Origin of the sequence: Actinomadura kijaniata NBRC 14229, assembly GCF_001552175.1 — a bacterium.
In the GTDB taxonomy this organism is placed as follows: Bacteria; Actinomycetota; Actinomycetes; order Streptosporangiales; family Streptosporangiaceae; genus Spirillospora; species Spirillospora kijaniata.
In genome coordinates this window covers 21,427-36,684 of the sequence record NZ_BCQR01000128.1, presented here as the reverse complement: position 1 = coordinate 36,684, position 15,258 = coordinate 21,427, and the positions used below count along the sequence as shown (strand labels likewise).

Below are 15,258 nucleotides of genomic sequence, written 5' to 3'. Positions count from 1 at the left end.
GTCGGCGACGCGCCCGGCGGCCTGGCCGGCCACCCCGACCCGCCGCTGCTGGCCGGGTGCTGCGCGGCGGGCGACCTGGCGGGCGCGGTCGAGGCCGCCGAACGCGTGGTCGGCCTGGGCCCCGGCCTGACCCCGAGCGGCGACGACGTGCTGGCGGGGCTGCTGGTGACGCTGCGGCTGCTGGGGCACGCGGTGCCGGGCGGGCGGCGCGCGGTGTGGCTGGCGGACTGGCTGGGAGCGGCGGTGACGGCCGACGCGGACGCCCGCACCACGGCGGTGTCGGCGACTCTGCTGCACTGCGCGGCGGCGGGCGAGACGGCCGCGGAGGTCGCGTCGGTCCTGCGCGCGGCCGCCGGGCGGGAGGAGGCGTCCCCGGCCGTGCGGCGGCTGCTGGCGGTGGGCCACACCTCGGGCGCGGACCTGGCCGAGGGCGTCCTGGCCGGCTGCCGCGCCGTCCTCGCGCTGGCGGAGCCGTGACCATCCCGGCGGGCAGGGTTTCGCACGGTATGCACCGAAAGTTCTCCGGCACGGTGCGGGCCGCACATGTCGCGGATCGGGGCCCACGGGGTAGGGGAGGAACGTTCTTCCTGGTCACCCGGCAGGTGGGGGCGTGGTCGTGAACGAGGTCGTGCTGCTGCGGGCGGGGGTCTACCGGGACTCGGTGACCCTGATGCGGGTCAGCCGCGCGCTCGGGGAGCTGCCGGGGGTCGGCGACGCGATGGCCGCGATGGCGACGCCGTCCAACCGGGAGCTGCTGGCCGAGCTGGGGTTCGCCGTCCCGGCCGAGGCCACGCCCGCCGACCTGGTGGTGGCGCTGCGGGCCCGGGACGGGGACGCGCTCGACGGGGCCCGCGCGGCCGTGGACGAGCTGCTGGCCGAACGCCCGCCCGATCCGGCGTTCGAGGTCGAGCCGCCGCCGCTCACCACCGCCTCGGCGGCGGCGCGGGGGGACGCGACCGTCGCGCTGGTGTCGGTGCCCGGGCCGCACGTGGTGCCCGAGGCCATGGACGCGCTGGCCGCCGGGCTCAACGTGATGATCTTCAGTGACAACGTCCCGGTCGAGCAGGAGGTCGCGCTGAAGGACGCGGCGGCGCGGCGCGGGCTGATCGTGATGGGGCCCGACTGCGGCACCGCCGTGGTCGGCGGGGTCGGCCTGGGGTTCGCCAACGTCGTGCGGCCCGGCCCGGTCGGCGTGGTCGCCGCCTCCGGCACCGGAGCGCAGCAGGTGATGTGCCTGCTGGAGGAGGCCGGGGTCGGGGTGCGGCACGTGCTGGGGGTCGGTGGGCGCGACCTGTCGCCGCGGGTCAGCGGGCGGTCGGCGCTGGCGGCGCTGGCCGCGCTGGACGCCGATCCGGGCACCGAACTGATCGTGCTGGTGTCCAAGCCGCCCGCGCCGCGGGTGGCCGCGCTGGTGCGGGAGGCGGCGCGGCGGCTCGACACGCCGGTGGTGCCCGCCTTCCCCGGCGGCGACGACGATCTCACCGGGGCCGTGGAACGGGTGCTGCGCGCGCTCGGCCGGGCCGTCCCGGAGTGGCCGAGGTGGGAGGCGCCGCACGGGTCTCCGCACGGGTCTCCGCACGGGTCTCCGCACGGGTCTCCGCACGGGTCTCCGCACGGGGCCCTGCGCGGCCTGTTCGCGGGCGGGACACTGCGGGACGAGGCCGAGGCGATCGCCGCGACGGCGCTCGGGGACCTGGCGGCCGGGGGCCACCGGCTGACCGACTTCGGCGACGACGTCTACACGCGCGGGCGCGCCCACCCGATGATCGACCCGGCGCTGCGGCTGGCCGCGCTCGCCCGGGAGGCCGCCGACCCCGGGTGCGGGGTGCTGCTGCTGGACGTCGTCCTCGGCCACGGGGCCGACCCGGACCCGGCCGCCGCGCTCGCGCCCGCCCTGGCCGGGGCGCTGGACGCCCGCGACGGCCTGGCGGCGGTGGTGTCGCTGTGCGGGACCCCCGGCGACCCGCAGGACCGCGACCGGCAGGCGGTGGCGCTCCGGGACGCGGGCGCGGCCGTGTTCGCCTCCAACGCCGAGGCCGCGCGGCACGCCGCCGCGCTGGTGAAGGGGGCCCGCGATGCCTGACACTCCCCCGCTGGGCGGGCTGCTGTCGCGCGAGCCGGTGATCGTGGCGACCGGCGTGGACGTGCTCGCCGAGGCGGTGGAGCGGCAGGCCGCCGCCGTGCGGCGGGTGGCGTGGCGGCCGCCCCCGCCCGGCGCCGAGCACGACCTGGCCGCCGTCCTCGGCGACCCCGGCCACGCCGAGGCCGACCGGCGCGCCGTCACCCGGATGCTGTCGGCCCGCCCGCACCTGGTGGACGTGCGGCCCGCCCGCGAGGTGCTGGGGCTGGAGCCCGGCGCGTTCCTGCACGCCGGGCCGCCCATCGCCTGGGACCGCGCCTCCGGCCCGCTGCGCGGCGCCCTGGTCGGCGCGATGCTGCTGGAGGGGCTGGCCGACACGCCGGAACGGGCCGAGCGGGCGCTGGCCGGCGGCGCGGCCGAGCTGGAGCCCTGCCACGGGCGCGGCGCGGTCGGGCCGATGGCGGGCGTGGTCGGCCCCTCGATGTGGATGCTGGTCGTGCGGGACCTCGAACACGGCGGCACCGCCTGCTGCTCGCTGAACGAGGGCCTGGGCAAGGTCCTGCGGTACGGCGCCTACGGGCCCGAGGTGATCGAGCGGCTGCGCTGGATGGGCGCGGTCCTCGGCCCGCTGCTGCGCGACGCCGTCCGCCGCCACGGCCCGCTCGACCTGGTCGCGCTGATGGCGCAGGCCCTCCAGATGGGCGACGAGCTGCACAACCGCAACCGCGCCGCCTCCGCCCTGCTGCTGCGCGAGCTGGCCCCCGACCTGGTCGCCGCCGACGCGCCCCGCGAGCACGTCGCCGAGGCGCTGCGCTTCGTCGGCGGCAACGAGCACTTCTTCCTCAACGCGGGCATGGCCGCCGCCAAGTGCGCCGCCGACGCCGCCCGCGACGTCCCCGGCTCGGGCCTGGTCGTCGCGATGGCCCGCAACGGCACCGACTTCGGTATCCAGGTGTCGGGCACCGGCGACCGCTGGTTCACCGGCCCCGCCGGGGTTCCCGACGGCCTGTACCTCGGCTCCTACGGCCCCGCCGACGCCAACCCCGACATCGGCGACTCGGCGATCACCGAGACGGCCGGGATGGGCGGGTTCGCGCTGGCCGCCGCCCCCGCGATCGTGCGGTTCGTCGGCGGCCGGGTCCCCGAGGCGATCGCCGCGACCCGCCGCATGTACGAGATCACCATGGCCGAACACCCGGCGCTGCGGATCCCGCTGCTGGACTTCCGCGGCACCCCCGCCGGGATCGACGTGACCCGCGTGGTGCGCACCGGCGTCCTGCCGGTCATCGACACCGGGATCGCCGGGCGCAGGGCGGGCGTCGGCCAGGTCGGCGCGGGCCTGGTCGCGCCCCCGCCGAACGTGTTCGCCGACGCCCTGCGGGCCCTGGCACGAAGATGACCTGCGGGTGAGGGTGCCAACTCGCGCGATCATGGTGGATCATGGCCGCGTGAACCTCAGCGTTTCCTCGATCGACGACCTGTCCGCCCGCATCGCCGAGACCCGCCGGGCGCACGACGCGGTGTTCCCCGGCGCCGCGCCGGGCCGCCAGCCCGTGCACACCGTGTACGTGCCGGCCGACCGGTTCTCGCCCTCCCTCCCCGGCGACTTCGGGGCCGAGGCGCTGCGCCTGCTCAACACCCACACCCCCGGCGCGGGCTCGTTCGGCACCGCGTTCGACCTGGAGCCCGAGATCGCCGGGCTGGTCCGCGACCGCGTCGCCGCCAAGCTGCAGGGCGAGCCGGTGGAGGACGTGCGGATCGACTTCGAGGACGGCTACGGCGTGCGCGACGACGCCGAGGAGGACGGCCACGTCGCCCAGGTCGTGGAGGCCGTCGCCGCCCTCTACGAGGCCAAGACGCTGCCGCACTACTGGGGGCTGCGGGTCAAGTCGTTCGCCGACGGCGGCCACGAGCGCGCCATGCGCACCCTCGACGGCTTCCTGACCGCGCTGCGCGACCGCCTGGGGCGGCTGCCCGGCGGCTTCACCATCACCTTCCCCAAGGTCATCGCCGCCGACCACGTCGGGCTGTTCGTGGAGTACCTGGACCGCCTGGAGGCCGCGCTCGGCCTGCCGTCCGGCATCCTGCGCTTCGAGGTCCAGATCGAGACCACCGAGGCGATCATCGACGCCGACGGAAGGCTCGGCCTGCGCGACATCGTCGCCCGCGCCGGGGGCCGCATGACCGCCGCGCACTTCGGCGTGTTCGACTACACCGCCGCGCTCGGCCTGCCGCCGGACCAGCAGCGCCTGGACCACCCCGCCTGCGACTTCGCCCGCCACGTCATGCAGGTCTCCCTGGCCGGGACCGGCGTGCGCCTGTCGGACGGCTCCACCAACGTCATCCCCCGCAACGACGGCCCCGACGAGGTCAACGCCGCCTGGGCCGTGCACGCCGCGCACGTCCGGCACTCCCTGCGCCACGGCTTCTACCAGGGCTGGGACATGCACCCGGCCCACCTGCCGAGCCGCTACGCCGCCGTCTACGGGTTCCACCTGTCGGGCGTGGACGACGTCATCGGCCGCGTCCGCGCCTGGCACGACCAGGCGGGCTCCGCCGAGGGCGTCATGGACGAGCCCGCCACCGTCAAGGCCCTGGTCGCGCGTCTCCGCCGCGCCGTCGACTGCGGCGCGCTGGACGAGAGCGTCCTGCCGGAGTCGGCCCTGCGCTGACCGGGCCGGGGGTCAGGCCGGTTCGCAGATGACGACCGGGATCTCCCGGTCCGTCCAGGACTGGTAGTCCTCGTAGTCGGGGTACATCTCGACCAGGCGGGGCCAGAGCTCCTCGCGTTCCCGCTTGTCGGCGGTGCGGGCGCGCATCGGGCGGCGGTAGCGCTGGATCTGGACCAGCACGTTGGGGTTGTCGCGCAGGTTGAGGTACCAGGCCGGGTGCTTGGGCAGGCCGCCCTGGGAGGCGACCACGACGACGCGTTCGCCGTCGGACAGGTACAGCAGCGGCACCGTGCGGGGCTTCCTCGACTTGCGGCCGATGGTGGTCAGCAGGCAGACCGGCGGCGCGTTGCGCAGGTAGCGGCGGCCGGCCCGGAACCTGCGGCCGATCGCGCCGCCGGTGACCTGGTACACCGCCACGTGCGCGACGGTCATCGCCTTGGTGATCCGCTGGGTGCGCGGGTCGTCGAGGTAGTCGGGGCGTGGCTTGGGCACGGCGGCCTCCACGAGATCGTTCCGGCGGACCATCAGTGTGCCACGCGCCCCGCCGCCGGGACCGGACGTCACCCGGCCAGGCGCGCCGTCCGCCGCCTGGCGTGATCGCGGTCCAGGGTGTAGTGCAGGACGCCGTCGCGGAGCCGGTAGACCGCCGACCAGCGGGTGTGGCGCTGCCGGACGTCGCGCAGCAGCGCCAGCGCGGCGTCGGCGCCGAGGCCGCCGCCGGTGGCGCGCAGGCGGTCGGCCATGATCCGGTAGCGGCGGTGCCGCGCACGGTCCGCCGCGCCGGTCCCGGTGAGCAGGGCGTTCTCCATGGCGTGCCAGCCGTCCGCGCCGCGCACCACGCTCAGCCTCCGGTCCACGAACTCCAGCACGGCGGCGTCGCCGTCGCGGTCGGCCACCAGGTAGTGCAGGGGCGGGCTGTCGGTGAAGTCGACGTTGTGGGCGCGGAAGACCGCGACGGCCTCGTCCACGGTGCGGGCCCGGTCCAGGACCAGGCGGTGGACGCGGACGCTGCCGGTCGTCGGGCGTCCCGGCAGCCGCGGCGGGAGCGCCGGGGACGGCAGCGAGGCCATGCCGATCGCCAGGCCGTGCTCGTTCATGCCGTCGAACGGCAGCCGCACCGCGTTCAGCAGCCGGCGGGCGACCCGCCGGTCCCGGGGGGCGCGCAGCGCCGCGTCGCGGCCGACGCCGAGGTAGGCGAGGTCCACCATCGACAGCGTCGCGGGGCCGGTGGGCGGCCGGGTGGTCAGCAGCAGCGCGGGGTGGGGGTCCCAGTCGAAGTTGCGGCCGAACACGGGGCCGTCGGGCCCGTGCCGGGCGGCGAACAGCGAGCAGGCGAACGGCGCGCGCGGCGGCGCCAGCGCCAGCGGCCTCCAGACGTCGTAGGGGCCGTACAGGGTCATCGACAGCAGCGGCAGGCCGGAATCCACCACGCGGAGGGTGGCGAGGCTGCGTTCCTCGTCGGAGGAGACGGGGGACGCGGCGGGGCGGCCGGTGGCGCAGGCCGCCGTCGCCGCGGGAACACCGAGCAGGAACGCCCGCCGCGACGGGCCGGAAGGGGTCACCCCTCCCGGTTAACACCTTCGCGGTCGGGCGGCAACGCCCGGAACGCCGCCAGGTCCTCCGGCGTGTCGATGTCGTCGGGCCGGGCCACGTCGTCGCAGGGCACCTCGGTGACCAGTTCCGGACGGGCCCGCAGGAACGCGCGCGCCCCCACGTCCCCCACGGCGGCCTCGGCGACCGCCGCGAAGTGCTCGGCGGCGACCAGCACCGGGTTGCGGGGCCGGCCGCCGTAGGTGGCGACGGCGACGCGGGCCCCGGCCTCGTAGGCGTCCACGAGACGCCGGACGGCGGCGGGCGTGACGCGCGGCTGGTCCACCAGCGCGATCACGACGGCGGGGCAGCCGGGCGGCAGCGCGGCCAGCCCGGCGCGCAGCGAGGAGCCCATGCCGGTGCGCCAGTCGTCGTTGGGCACCACGACAGCGCCGATCACCTCGACGGTCGTCGCGCCCGACACCACCAGCACCGGCGCGCAGCCGCCGTCGCGCAGCAGCCGGACGCCCCGGTCGACGAGGCGCTCGCCGTGCAGCTCCAGCAGCGCCTTGGGCCGGCCGAGCCGGCTCCCCTCCCCCGCCGCCAGCAACAGCCCGGCGGGCACCTGTGCCCCGTGCAGACTCATCCGTCGAGGGTAGCCCGGTCAGGGGTGTTCGCCGTGGATGCGGCCGGTGGTGTCGGTGAGGGGGCGGCCCGAGCCGCCCCAGCGGAGCTGGACGAGTTCGGCGGCGATCGACACGGCGGTCTCCTCGGGGGTCCGCGCGCCGAGGTCCAGGCCGATCGGGGAGCGCAGCCGGGACAGCTCGGCGTCGGTCAGGCCCGCCTCGCGCAGGCGGCGCGTCCGGTCGTCGTGGGTGCGGCGCGAGCCCATCGCGCCGACGTACCCGGCGGGCGTGCGCAGGGCGATCTCCAGGACCGGGACGTCGAACTTCGGGTCGTGGGTGAGCACGCAGATCGCGGTGCGCTCGTCGATCTCGGTGTCGGCCAGGTACTTGTGCGGCCACTTCACCACGACCTCGTCGGCGTCGGGGAAGCGCTTGGGCGTCGCGAACACCGGGCGCGCGTCGCACACGGTGACGTGGTAGCCGAGGAACTTGCCGACGCGGGCCACGGCGGCGGCGAAGTCGATCGCGCCGAACACCAGCAGGCGGGGCGGCGGCGCGAACGAGTGGACGAACACCGTCAGCTCGTCGCGGCGGCGCTCCCCCTCGGGCCCGTAGTGGCGCGGCCCGGTGAGGCCCTGGGCGAGCATGCCGCGCGCGTCGTCGTCCACGGCGGCGTCGAGGCGGGCGGCGTGCGGCTCGCCGGGGGCCAGGGAGCCGGCGGCGCGGTCGGGCCAGACGACGCGGCGCGCGCCGACCCGGCCGGGCCCGGCGACGACGGTGGCGGTCGCGACCGGCCGCCGTTCCCGGATCGCGGCGGCGACCTCGGGGAACTCGGGGAACGTCGCGGGACCGACCGGCTCGACCAGCACGTCCAGGACGCCGCCGCAGGTCAGGCCGACCGCGAACGCGTCGTCGTCGCTGACCCCGTAGCGCCGCACGACCGGCACGCCGGTCGCCATGACCTGCTGGGCCAGCTCGTAGACCGCGCCCTCCACGCAGCCGCCCGACACGCTCCCGGCTGCCTCGCCGTCGGGCGACACCGCCATCGCCGCGCCGGGCGGGCGCGGCGCGCTGCGGAAGGTGCCCACGACGGTGGCCAGGCCGAACGTGCGCCCCTCCCGGTACCAGGCAGTGATGTCGTCGAGCACGTCACGCATGCGCGCCTCCGATGATGCGGGCCAGCTCCTCCAGGGCGGCCAGGCTGTGCCCGGAGGTGAAGTCGTCGATGTGGGGCAGGGCGGCGGCCATGCCCGCGGCGAGGGGTTCGTACCCGGGCCGGGCCTTGTGCGGGTTGGCCCACACGGTGCGGTGGGCCAGGCGGCGCAGGCGGGCCATCTGCTCGCCGAGCAGGGAGGGGTCGCCGCGTTCCCAGCCGTCGGAGGCGATGACGACGATCGCGCCGCGGGCCAGGCCGCGCTGCCCGAACCGGTCCAGGAACTCCTTGAGCTCCTCGCCCAGGCGGGTGCCGCCGCTCCAGTCGGGGATCGCCGCCGACGCCGCCGCCAGGGCGGTGTCGGGGTCGCGGTGCCGCAGCTCGCGGGTGAGGCGGGTCAGGCGGGTGCCGACGCTGAACGTCTCCACCGCGCGCCCGCCCGACCGCGCGGCGGCGTGCGCGAACCGCAGCAGCGCGTCGGCGTAGGGCGCCATCGAGCCGCTGACGTCGATCAGCAGCACGACGCGGCGGGGACGGGTGCGGTGGGCGCGGTGCCGCAGCCGGGCGGTCTCGCCGCCGCGCCGCAGGGTCTCGCGGACGGTGCGGGCCGGGTCGAGGCGTCCCCGGTGGGCGGGGGCGAAGCGGCGGGAGCGGCGGCGCTCGACGGCGGCGTCCAGCAGCGCGATGAGGCGGTCGACCTCGGCGCGTTCGGCGGGGGTGAGGCGGGCGACGTCGCGGGTGCGCAGCACCTCGGTGGGGCTGGCGGTGGCCGGGCGCAGGTCCTCGGCGGGCTCGGCGTCGCCGTCGGCGCGGGGACGCGGGACGGCCGCGTACCGGGTCACGGCGGGCGGCCGGCGGCCGGGGCGCGGGGTCTCGCCGGAGAAGTAGGCGGCGAAGCAGCGGTTGTAGCGGGCGATGTCGTCGGGGTCGGCGCACAGCGTCAGCCGTCCCGCCCAGTACACGTCGGCGGGGTCGAGCACGTCGAGGTGGTCCAGGGCGGCGAGCATCGCCTGGACGCGCTCGGGGTCGGCGGTCCCGCCCGCCGCCCGCAGGGTCCGCGCGAACCCCACCACCGTCCCGACGACGTCGCGGGCGCTCATCCGCCGTTGAGGAGGGCGTCCAGGCCGCGGGCGGTGACCCGGTCCTGGTCCTCGCGGTACTTCAGGACCGTGCCGAGCGTGACGGCGGCGGTGTCGGGGTCGAGTTCGCGGACGCCGAGGGTGACCAGGGCCTCGGTCCAGTCGAGGGTCTCGGCGACGCCGGGCGGCTTCAGCAGGTCGGCGGTGCGCAGCCGCTGCGCGGCGCGGGCGACCTGCCCGGCGAGGCGGTCGGTGGCGGCGGGCAGGCGGCGGCGGATGATGGCGACCTCGCGGTCGAACGTCGGGTGCTCCAGCCAGTGGTACAGGCAGCGGCGCTTGAGGGCGTCGTGGACCTCGCGGGTGCGGTTGGAGGTGACCACGACGACCGGGGGGCGTTCGGCGCGGACGGTGCCGATCTCGGGCACGGAGATCGTGAAGTCGCTCAGCACCTCCAGCAGGAACGCCTCGAACTCGTCGTCGGCGCGGTCGATCTCGTCCACCAGCAGCACGCTGGGGGCGGTCTCCAGGGCGCGCAGCAGCGGCCGGGCCAGCAGGAACCGCCGGTCGTACAGCTCGCCCTCCAGCCGCCGGACGTCGTCGATCCCGGCGGCCTCGGCGGCGCGCAGGTGCAGCAGCTGGCGCGGGAAGTCCCAGTCGTAGAGGGCCTGGGAGGCGTCCAGGCCCTCGTAGCACTGGAGCCGGATCAGCGGCGCGCCCAGCACCGCCGCGAGGGTCTTGGCCAGCTCGGTCTTGCCGACGCCCGCCTCCCCCTCCAGGAACAGCGGCCGCCCCATGCGCAGCGCCAGGAAGCACGCGGTGGCCAGGCCGTCGCCGCAGAGGTAGGCGTGCCGGTCGAGGAGGGCCGCCAGTTCCGCCGGGGATTCCGGGAGCGTCGGAGTGTGCGCCACGCCACACAGGCTACCCGCCCATAAAACATGTTAATTAAGTAGGGAAAGTTGACTTCCTGGTCGATGACCAGCAGCATCGGGGGCATGGACGCTGATCTCACCGACGAGTCCGTCTACGAACGCGTCCGCGCCGGTCGGCTCACCCGGCGCGGACTGCTGCGGCTGTCGGCGGGGGCGGCGGGCGCGGTGCTCGCCGCCCCCGACCGCGCGCTCGCCGCTCCCGGACCCGCGCCCGCCGCCCCCGCGACCGGGATCGTCAAGCCGCTGCCGCCCGAACTGTTCGTCCCGCACGGCACCAACGCCGAGATGCGATGGGAGGCGATGCGCGGACGGGGACACCTCACCCCCGCCGACCGGTTCTTCGTCCGCAACCACGTCGCCACCCCGCGCGTCGACGCGCGCACCTGGCGGCTGAAGCTGTGGGGCGACGGCCTGCACCGCTCCCCCACCGAGGAACGCCCCGTCGAGTTCACCTACGAGGACCTGCTCGGGATGCGCGCCGAGACGCTGACGGCGTTCATCGAGTGCACCGGCAACGCCCGCAGCCTCTACGCCTCCCAGCAGGGGCAGCAGGTGTCGGGCACGCCGTGGGGCCTCGGCGCGGTCGGCGTCGCGCGCTGGCGGGGCGTGCGGCTGGCGACCGTCCTGGAACGTGCCGGACTGCTCCGCGAGGCCGTTGACCTGCTGCCGCGCGGACTCGACGCCGACTACGTGGACAAGGGCGAGAACCTCGGCCGCGTCCGGCGTCCCCTGCCGGTGGCCAAGGCGCTCAAGGACGTGCTGCTGGCCTACGAGATGAACGGCGCTCCCCTGCCGCCCGACCACGGCTACCCGGTCCGCCTGGTGGTGCCGTCGTGGGTGGGGATCGCGTCCATCAAGTGGCTCGGCGACATCCAGGTGTCCACGAGGCCGCTGTACTCGCCCTGGAACACCCGCTTCTACCGGATGTTCGGCCCGGACCACCCGCCCGAGGGCGGCGCGCCGCTGACGCGGATGAACATCAAGAGCGCGTTCGAGCTGCCGTTCGACGCGGTCCTGGCGGCGGGGCGCACCCACCTGCTGACCGGGCGTTCCTGGTCCGGCAACGGCCGCGTCCGCTCGGTGGCGGTCAGCGCGGACGGCGGCGCGACCTGGCACCGCGCCCGCCTCCACGGTCCCCGCCCGGCGCGCGGCTGGGTGCGCTGGGAGCTGCCGTGGCGGCCGCACGCCCCCGGCCGCTACGAGCTGCTGGCCCGCGCCACCGACGAGACCGGCGCGACCCAGCCCGCCACCGCCCCCTACAACACGTTCGGCTACCTGTTCGGCGCGGTCGTCCGCCACCCGGTCACCGTCCGATGATCCCCGCGAGGAGCCTCCATGGCGCTGTGGAAGCCCGATCCCACGTTCTACGCCTCACCCCGGGACGCGGTGAACGCGCCGCCGGAGAAGCTCGCCTACGTGGCGGCGTTCGACCGTTCGGCGGCGAGGCCCGACGCCATCGCGGTCCTGGACGTGGATCCGGCGTCGGGGTCCTACGGGTCGGTCGTGGGCTGGACGGACCTGCCCCACACCGGTGACGAGCTGCACCACTTCGGGTGGAACGCGTGCAGCAGCGCGCTGTGCCCGTACGCGCCGCACCCGCACGTGGAACGCCGCTACCTGATCGTGCCGGGCCTCCGCTCCTCGCGGATCTACGTCATCGACACCAAGGAGCAGCCGACCAGTCCCCAGATCGTGAAGGTGCTGGAGGCCGGCGAGCTGGCCGAGCGCGCGGGGTACTCGCGCCCGCACACCGTGCACTGCGGGCCGGAGGGGCTGTACGTCACCGCGCTCGGCGGCGCCAACGGCGAGGACGGCCCGGGCGGGATCGCGCTGCTGGACCACACCTCGTTCGAGGTGCTGGGCCGCTGGGAGGTGGACCGGGGCCCGCAGCGCCTGGCCTACGACGCCTGGTGGCACATCGCGCACGACGTGCTGGTCACCTCCGAGTGGGGCACCCCGTCGATGGTCGAGGACGGCGTGGACGCCGAACTGCTGCTGAACCGCCGGTACGGCCACTCCCTGCACTTTTGGGACCTGCGCAAACGCCGCCACATCCAGAGCGTGGACCTGGGCGACGAGCACCAGATGGTCCTGGAGCTGCGCCCGGCGCACGACCCGACGAAGCAGTACGGCTTCGTCGGCGTCGTCGTGAGCGTGGAGGACCTGTCGGCCTCGGTCTGGGTGTGGCACCGCGACGGCGGCCGCTGGGCGGCGAAGAAGGTCATCACGATCCCCGCCGAACCGGCCGACGCCGCCGCGCTGCCGCCGGTGATCCGGCCGTTCGGCGCGGTCCCGCCGCTGGTCACCGACATCGACCTGTCGGTGGACGACCGGTGGCTGTACGTCTCCTGCTGGGGCACCGGCGAGCTCAGGCGCTACGACGTGTCCGACCCGTTCCACCCGGTGGAGGCGGGTTCGGTCCGCATCGGCGGCATCGTGAACCGCACCCCCCACCCGGCCCGCCCCGACCTGCCCCTGTCCGGCGGCCCGCAGATGGTGGAGGTCAGCCGCGACGGCAGGCGCGTCTACGTCACCAACAGCCTCTACGGCTCGTGGGACGACCAGTTCTACCCCGACGGCGTGGGCGCGTGGATGGCCAAGCTCGACGCGACCCCCGACGGTCTCACCTTCGACGAGCGCTTCTTCCCCCACGACGACGACTGGCGCGGCCTGCGCCCGCACCAGACCCGCCTGCAGGGCGGCGACGCCTCCTCCGACTCCTACTGCTACCCGTGACGGCCGGCTCCCTTGCCGCGCTGGTGGCCCTGGGCGCGTTCCACGGTCTGAACCCGGGCATGGGCTGGCTGTTCGCGGTGGCCCGGGGCCTCCAGGAACGCGACCGCTCGCGCGTGCTGCAGTCGCTGCCCGCCATCGCGGCGGGCCACGCGGCGTCGGTGGGCGCGGTGGCGATCCTGGTCGGCCTGACCCGCTCGGTCGTGACGACGCGCGCCATCGCGGTCGGCGGCGGCGCGGCGCTGGTGGCGTTCGGCCTGTGGCGCCTGCTGTCGCGCCGCCACTTCCGCTGGGTCGGCATGAAAATCTCGCTGTGGCAGCTGGCGGCCTGGTCGTTCCTGATGTCCTCGGCCCACGGCGCGGGCCTGATGCTGCTGCCGGTCCTGACCGGCGCCCCCGCGCCGCCCGGCCACGACCACGGCCTGACGGCGGGCCTGTCCGCGGGGCTGTTCGTGACGGGCGTCCACACCCTGGCGATGTTCGCGACGGCGGGGACGATAGCCGTCCTGGTCTACGAGGTGGTCGGCCTGACGATCCTCCGCCGGGCCTGGCTGAACATGGACCGCCTGTGGGCCGCGGCCCTGATCGGAGCCGGGACCACCACCCTCCTCACCGCCTAACGCACCCGCCGCCCGGCGACAGAGAGATCAATGCCGATGTCGAACGGCACGGCCACCTTCAACCGGTCGCGATGGATGCCCGCGACGCCGTAGCCACCGGTGGCGGGGTCGCGTTCGTAGACGTACACGACCGTCTGGCCGTTGACCTTCTCCACCCGCCAGTAGTGAGGAATGCCGGCGGCGGCGTACTTTCGCGGTTTGGTGTCGCGGTCCCGGTCCTCGGAGTCCGGCGAGACGACCTCGACGGCGAGCACGAGGTCGTCGGCGAAGTAGTGGGTGGACGGGTCCTCGCGGTCGTACGCCTCGGCGGTCACGATCAGGACGTCCGGTTCCGGCATCTGCCGCCTGGCCAGCCTGACCGCCATCTCCCGGTCCGCCCGGAGCCCGTCCGGCGCCTGCCGGTCCAGTTCGGCGAGCAGCAGATTGATCACTCTGCCGTGCCATTTCTCCTGCGGACTCACGAAGACGAGACTCCCGTCGATCAACTCCGTGTGCCGGGGAAGTCCGCGCATCCGCAGAAAGTCATCAGCGGTGAACCCGCCCGGCGGGGGCAGGAGCCAGTCTGGCACCGACGAGTCACCCATGCCGTCACTTTCCGCTAGAAGCATGCTCCGAAGTGTAGCCATGGCCGTAATTCCAGGCTTGGTATACACCAAGCTTCGCACCACTGGGCCGAGCTTTGCCCGCGCAGCTATGCACCTCGTACCCACTCACCGGTGACAGCCCACCGGCACCAGCGCGACGAACTTGAACCCTTCGTTCTTTTCGATCACATTCGGGGGATTCGAGTTGCTTGGCGATCAAGAAGCTGAGACTCTCCGCTCGTTCCCCTTCCCTAGTGAACGAGGTGGTTTGTGAGGTCTTCCGCGCGTTGTGCGGTGGCCGTGGCGCTCGCCGCGCCCATGGTCGCCGTGCCGGTGGCGACCGCCCACGCCGAGCCCGCCGTCTCCGCCAAGGCGGGGCCGTCGGGGGTCTACGCCAAGTCGGCGCTGCTGCTCGACGTCGGCGCCAAGAAGGTCCGGTGGAGCCGGTCGCCCCACACCAAGCGGCGCATCGGCAGCATCACCAAGGTGATGACGGCCTATGTGGTCATCAAGTCCGGCAACCTGGACCGCAAGATCACCGTTCAGCGCAAGCACGTCGACTACCTGCGCGGCAACGGCGCGGGCGGCAGCTCGGCCGGGCTCGTGGTCGGCGACCGGCTCACGGTGCGGCAGCTGCTGCGCGCCCTGATGCTGCCGTCGGGGTGCGACGCGGCCTACGTGCTGGCCGACGCCTACGGGCCCGGCTGGAAGGGCTTCGTCGCCAAGATGAACAAGACGGCCCGCGGCCTGAAGATGACCAACACGAAGTACGCCAACTTCGACGGCATCGACTGGAAGGGGGCCACGATGTACTCGACGGCCTACGACCAGACCAGGCTCGCCGCCGCCGCGATGAAGCTCAAGGAGTTCCGCTCCGTCGTCGGCACCAGGTCCTACCGGGTGCCGCCGACCAGCACCACGCACATCTACAACTGGACGAACACCAACGCCCTGCTCGGCAAGTACAAGGGCATGACCGGCGTCAAGACCGGCTTCACCAACATGGCGGGCGCCTCGTTCATGTTCGGTGCCAAGCGGGGCGGTCGTGAGCTGGTCGGGATCGTCCTGAACAGCGGCAGCGGCAGCTACAAGAGCCGCCGCTTCACCGACGCCTCCAAGATCCTCAACTGGGGCTTCGGGGTCCGCTCCGCCGACCTGCCGGTCATGTCGCGGAGCCTGGACGACGGCCGCTTCGACTAGGTCGTCGGCGGGGAACCGCCGAACCAGGTGCGGACACCACGAAGGGCGCCCA

At 74.9% G+C, this 15,258-nt stretch carries 15 protein-coding genes; 8 read left to right on the top strand and 7 right to left on the bottom strand.

Annotated features, from left to right (window positions below; all coding sequences use genetic code 11):
* The 4 genes from AKI01S_RS33510 to AKI01S_RS33495 form a co-directional block, all read left to right on the top strand.
* Positions 1-477: oxamate carbamoyltransferase subunit AllH family protein (locus AKI01S_RS33510; protein ID WP_157420334.1), on the top strand; the 477-nt coding region annotated here is incomplete at its 5' end.
* A 133-nt stretch (positions 478-610) separates the two neighbouring features.
* Positions 611-2,083, top strand: coding sequence for an AllF/FdrA family protein (locus AKI01S_RS33505; RefSeq protein ID WP_245681886.1), 1,473 nt, complete (start codon positions 611-613; stop codon positions 2,081-2,083).
* Positions 2,076-3,479, top strand: a complete 1,404-nt coding sequence (locus AKI01S_RS33500; RefSeq protein WP_067826769.1) for a YlbE family protein — start codon at positions 2,076-2,078, stop codon at positions 3,477-3,479. The genes AKI01S_RS33505 and AKI01S_RS33500 overlap by 8 nt, the downstream gene beginning before the upstream one ends.
* Positions 3,480-3,528: 49 nt before the next feature.
* The gene (locus AKI01S_RS33495) at positions 3,529-4,752 is read left to right on the top strand and encodes a DUF6986 family protein (RefSeq protein ID WP_067826766.1); all 1,224 of its coding nucleotides are present in this window, start codon (positions 3,529-3,531) and stop codon (positions 4,750-4,752) included.
* Positions 4,753-4,764: 12 nt separating this feature from the next.
* Here AKI01S_RS33495 and AKI01S_RS33490 read toward each other — a convergent pair whose 3' ends face one another.
* The 6 genes from AKI01S_RS33490 to AKI01S_RS33465 form a co-directional block, all read right to left on the bottom strand.
* Positions 4,765-5,244 (bottom strand): nitroreductase family deazaflavin-dependent oxidoreductase, encoded by a 480-nt coding sequence (locus tag AKI01S_RS33490; RefSeq protein WP_174567436.1) that lies wholly within the window; start codon positions 5,242-5,244, stop codon positions 4,765-4,767.
* A 68-nt stretch (positions 5,245-5,312) separates the two neighbouring features.
* A complete protein-coding gene (locus tag AKI01S_RS33485; RefSeq protein WP_067826762.1) occupies positions 5,313-6,314 on the bottom strand; it encodes a carcinine hydrolase/isopenicillin-N N-acyltransferase family protein in 1,002 nt (333 codons plus the stop codon).
* Positions 6,311-6,928 carry a nucleotidyltransferase family protein gene (locus AKI01S_RS33480; protein WP_067826758.1) on the bottom strand — a complete coding sequence of 206 codons (618 nt, stop codon included), beginning with the start codon at positions 6,926-6,928 and terminating at the stop codon, positions 6,311-6,313. Before AKI01S_RS33480 ends, AKI01S_RS33485 begins: the two co-directional genes overlap by 4 nt.
* 18 nt (positions 6,929-6,946) lie before the next feature.
* Positions 6,947-8,065, bottom strand: coding sequence for an XdhC family protein (locus AKI01S_RS33475; RefSeq protein ID WP_067826756.1), 1,119 nt, complete (start codon positions 8,063-8,065; stop codon positions 6,947-6,949).
* Positions 8,058-9,161 carry a vWA domain-containing protein gene (locus AKI01S_RS33470; RefSeq protein WP_067826753.1) on the bottom strand — a complete coding sequence of 368 codons (1,104 nt, stop codon included), beginning with the start codon at positions 9,159-9,161 and terminating at the stop codon, positions 8,058-8,060. Before AKI01S_RS33470 ends, AKI01S_RS33475 begins: the two co-directional genes overlap by 8 nt.
* Positions 9,158-10,048 (bottom strand): AAA family ATPase, encoded by an 891-nt coding sequence (locus tag AKI01S_RS33465; RefSeq protein WP_157420333.1) that lies wholly within the window; start codon positions 10,046-10,048, stop codon positions 9,158-9,160. Before AKI01S_RS33465 ends, AKI01S_RS33470 begins: the two co-directional genes overlap by 4 nt.
* Positions 10,049-10,132: 84 nt before the next feature.
* On the opposite strand from AKI01S_RS33465, the gene AKI01S_RS33460 reads away from it, so the two are divergent.
* Genes AKI01S_RS33460 through AKI01S_RS33450 form a run of 3 tightly spaced genes read left to right on the top strand, consistent with a single transcriptional unit; the run spans position 10,133 to position 13,422 of the window.
* Entirely contained in the window at positions 10,133-11,386 is a 1,254-nt protein-coding gene (locus AKI01S_RS33460; protein ID WP_157420332.1) for a sulfite oxidase, read from the top strand.
* A gap of 18 nt (positions 11,387-11,404) precedes the next feature.
* On the top strand, positions 11,405-12,805 hold the full coding sequence (locus AKI01S_RS33455; RefSeq protein WP_067826745.1) for a selenium-binding family protein: 1,401 nt from the start codon (positions 11,405-11,407) through the stop codon (positions 12,803-12,805).
* Positions 12,802-13,422 (top strand): hypothetical protein, encoded by a 621-nt coding sequence (locus tag AKI01S_RS33450; RefSeq protein ID WP_067826743.1) that lies wholly within the window; start codon positions 12,802-12,804, stop codon positions 13,420-13,422. Before AKI01S_RS33455 ends, AKI01S_RS33450 begins: the two co-directional genes overlap by 4 nt.
* Here the strand turns inward: AKI01S_RS33450 and AKI01S_RS33445 are convergent.
* Positions 13,419-14,006, bottom strand: a complete 588-nt coding sequence (locus tag AKI01S_RS33445; RefSeq protein ID WP_067826741.1) for a Uma2 family endonuclease — start codon at positions 14,004-14,006, stop codon at positions 13,419-13,421. The genes AKI01S_RS33450 and AKI01S_RS33445 overlap by 4 nt on opposite strands.
* A 270-nt stretch (positions 14,007-14,276) precedes the next feature.
* On the opposite strand from AKI01S_RS33445, the gene AKI01S_RS33440 reads away from it, so the two are divergent.
* Positions 14,277-15,206 (top strand): D-alanyl-D-alanine carboxypeptidase family protein, encoded by a 930-nt coding sequence (locus tag AKI01S_RS33440; protein ID WP_245681885.1) that lies wholly within the window; start codon positions 14,277-14,279, stop codon positions 15,204-15,206.
* Positions 15,207-15,258: the final 52 nt, after the last annotated feature.

What these genes read in the sequence shown, in the direction of transcription:
- AKI01S_RS33500 (WP_067826769.1), top strand. Translation starts at nt 2,076, where the DNA reads ATGCCTGACACTCCCCCGCTGGGCGGGCTGCTGTCGCGCGAGCCGGTG.
- AKI01S_RS33480 (WP_067826758.1), bottom strand. Translation starts at nt 6,928, where the DNA reads ATGAGTCTGCACGGGGCACAGGTGCCCGCCGGGCTGTTGCTGGCGGCG.
- AKI01S_RS33475 (WP_067826756.1), bottom strand. Translation starts at nt 8,065, where the DNA reads ATGCGTGACGTGCTCGACGACATCACTGCCTGGTACCGGGAGGGGCGC.
- AKI01S_RS33470 (WP_067826753.1), bottom strand. Translation starts at nt 9,161, where the DNA reads ATGAGCGCCCGCGACGTCGTCGGGACGGTGGTGGGGTTCGCGCGGACC.
- AKI01S_RS33460 (WP_157420332.1), top strand. Translation starts at nt 10,133, where the DNA reads ATGGACGCTGATCTCACCGACGAGTCCGTCTACGAACGCGTCCGCGCC.
- AKI01S_RS33455 (WP_067826745.1), top strand. Translation starts at nt 11,405, where the DNA reads ATGGCGCTGTGGAAGCCCGATCCCACGTTCTACGCCTCACCCCGGGAC.
- AKI01S_RS33445 (WP_067826741.1), bottom strand. Translation starts at nt 14,006, where the DNA reads ATGGGTGACTCGTCGGTGCCAGACTGGCTCCTGCCCCCGCCGGGCGGG.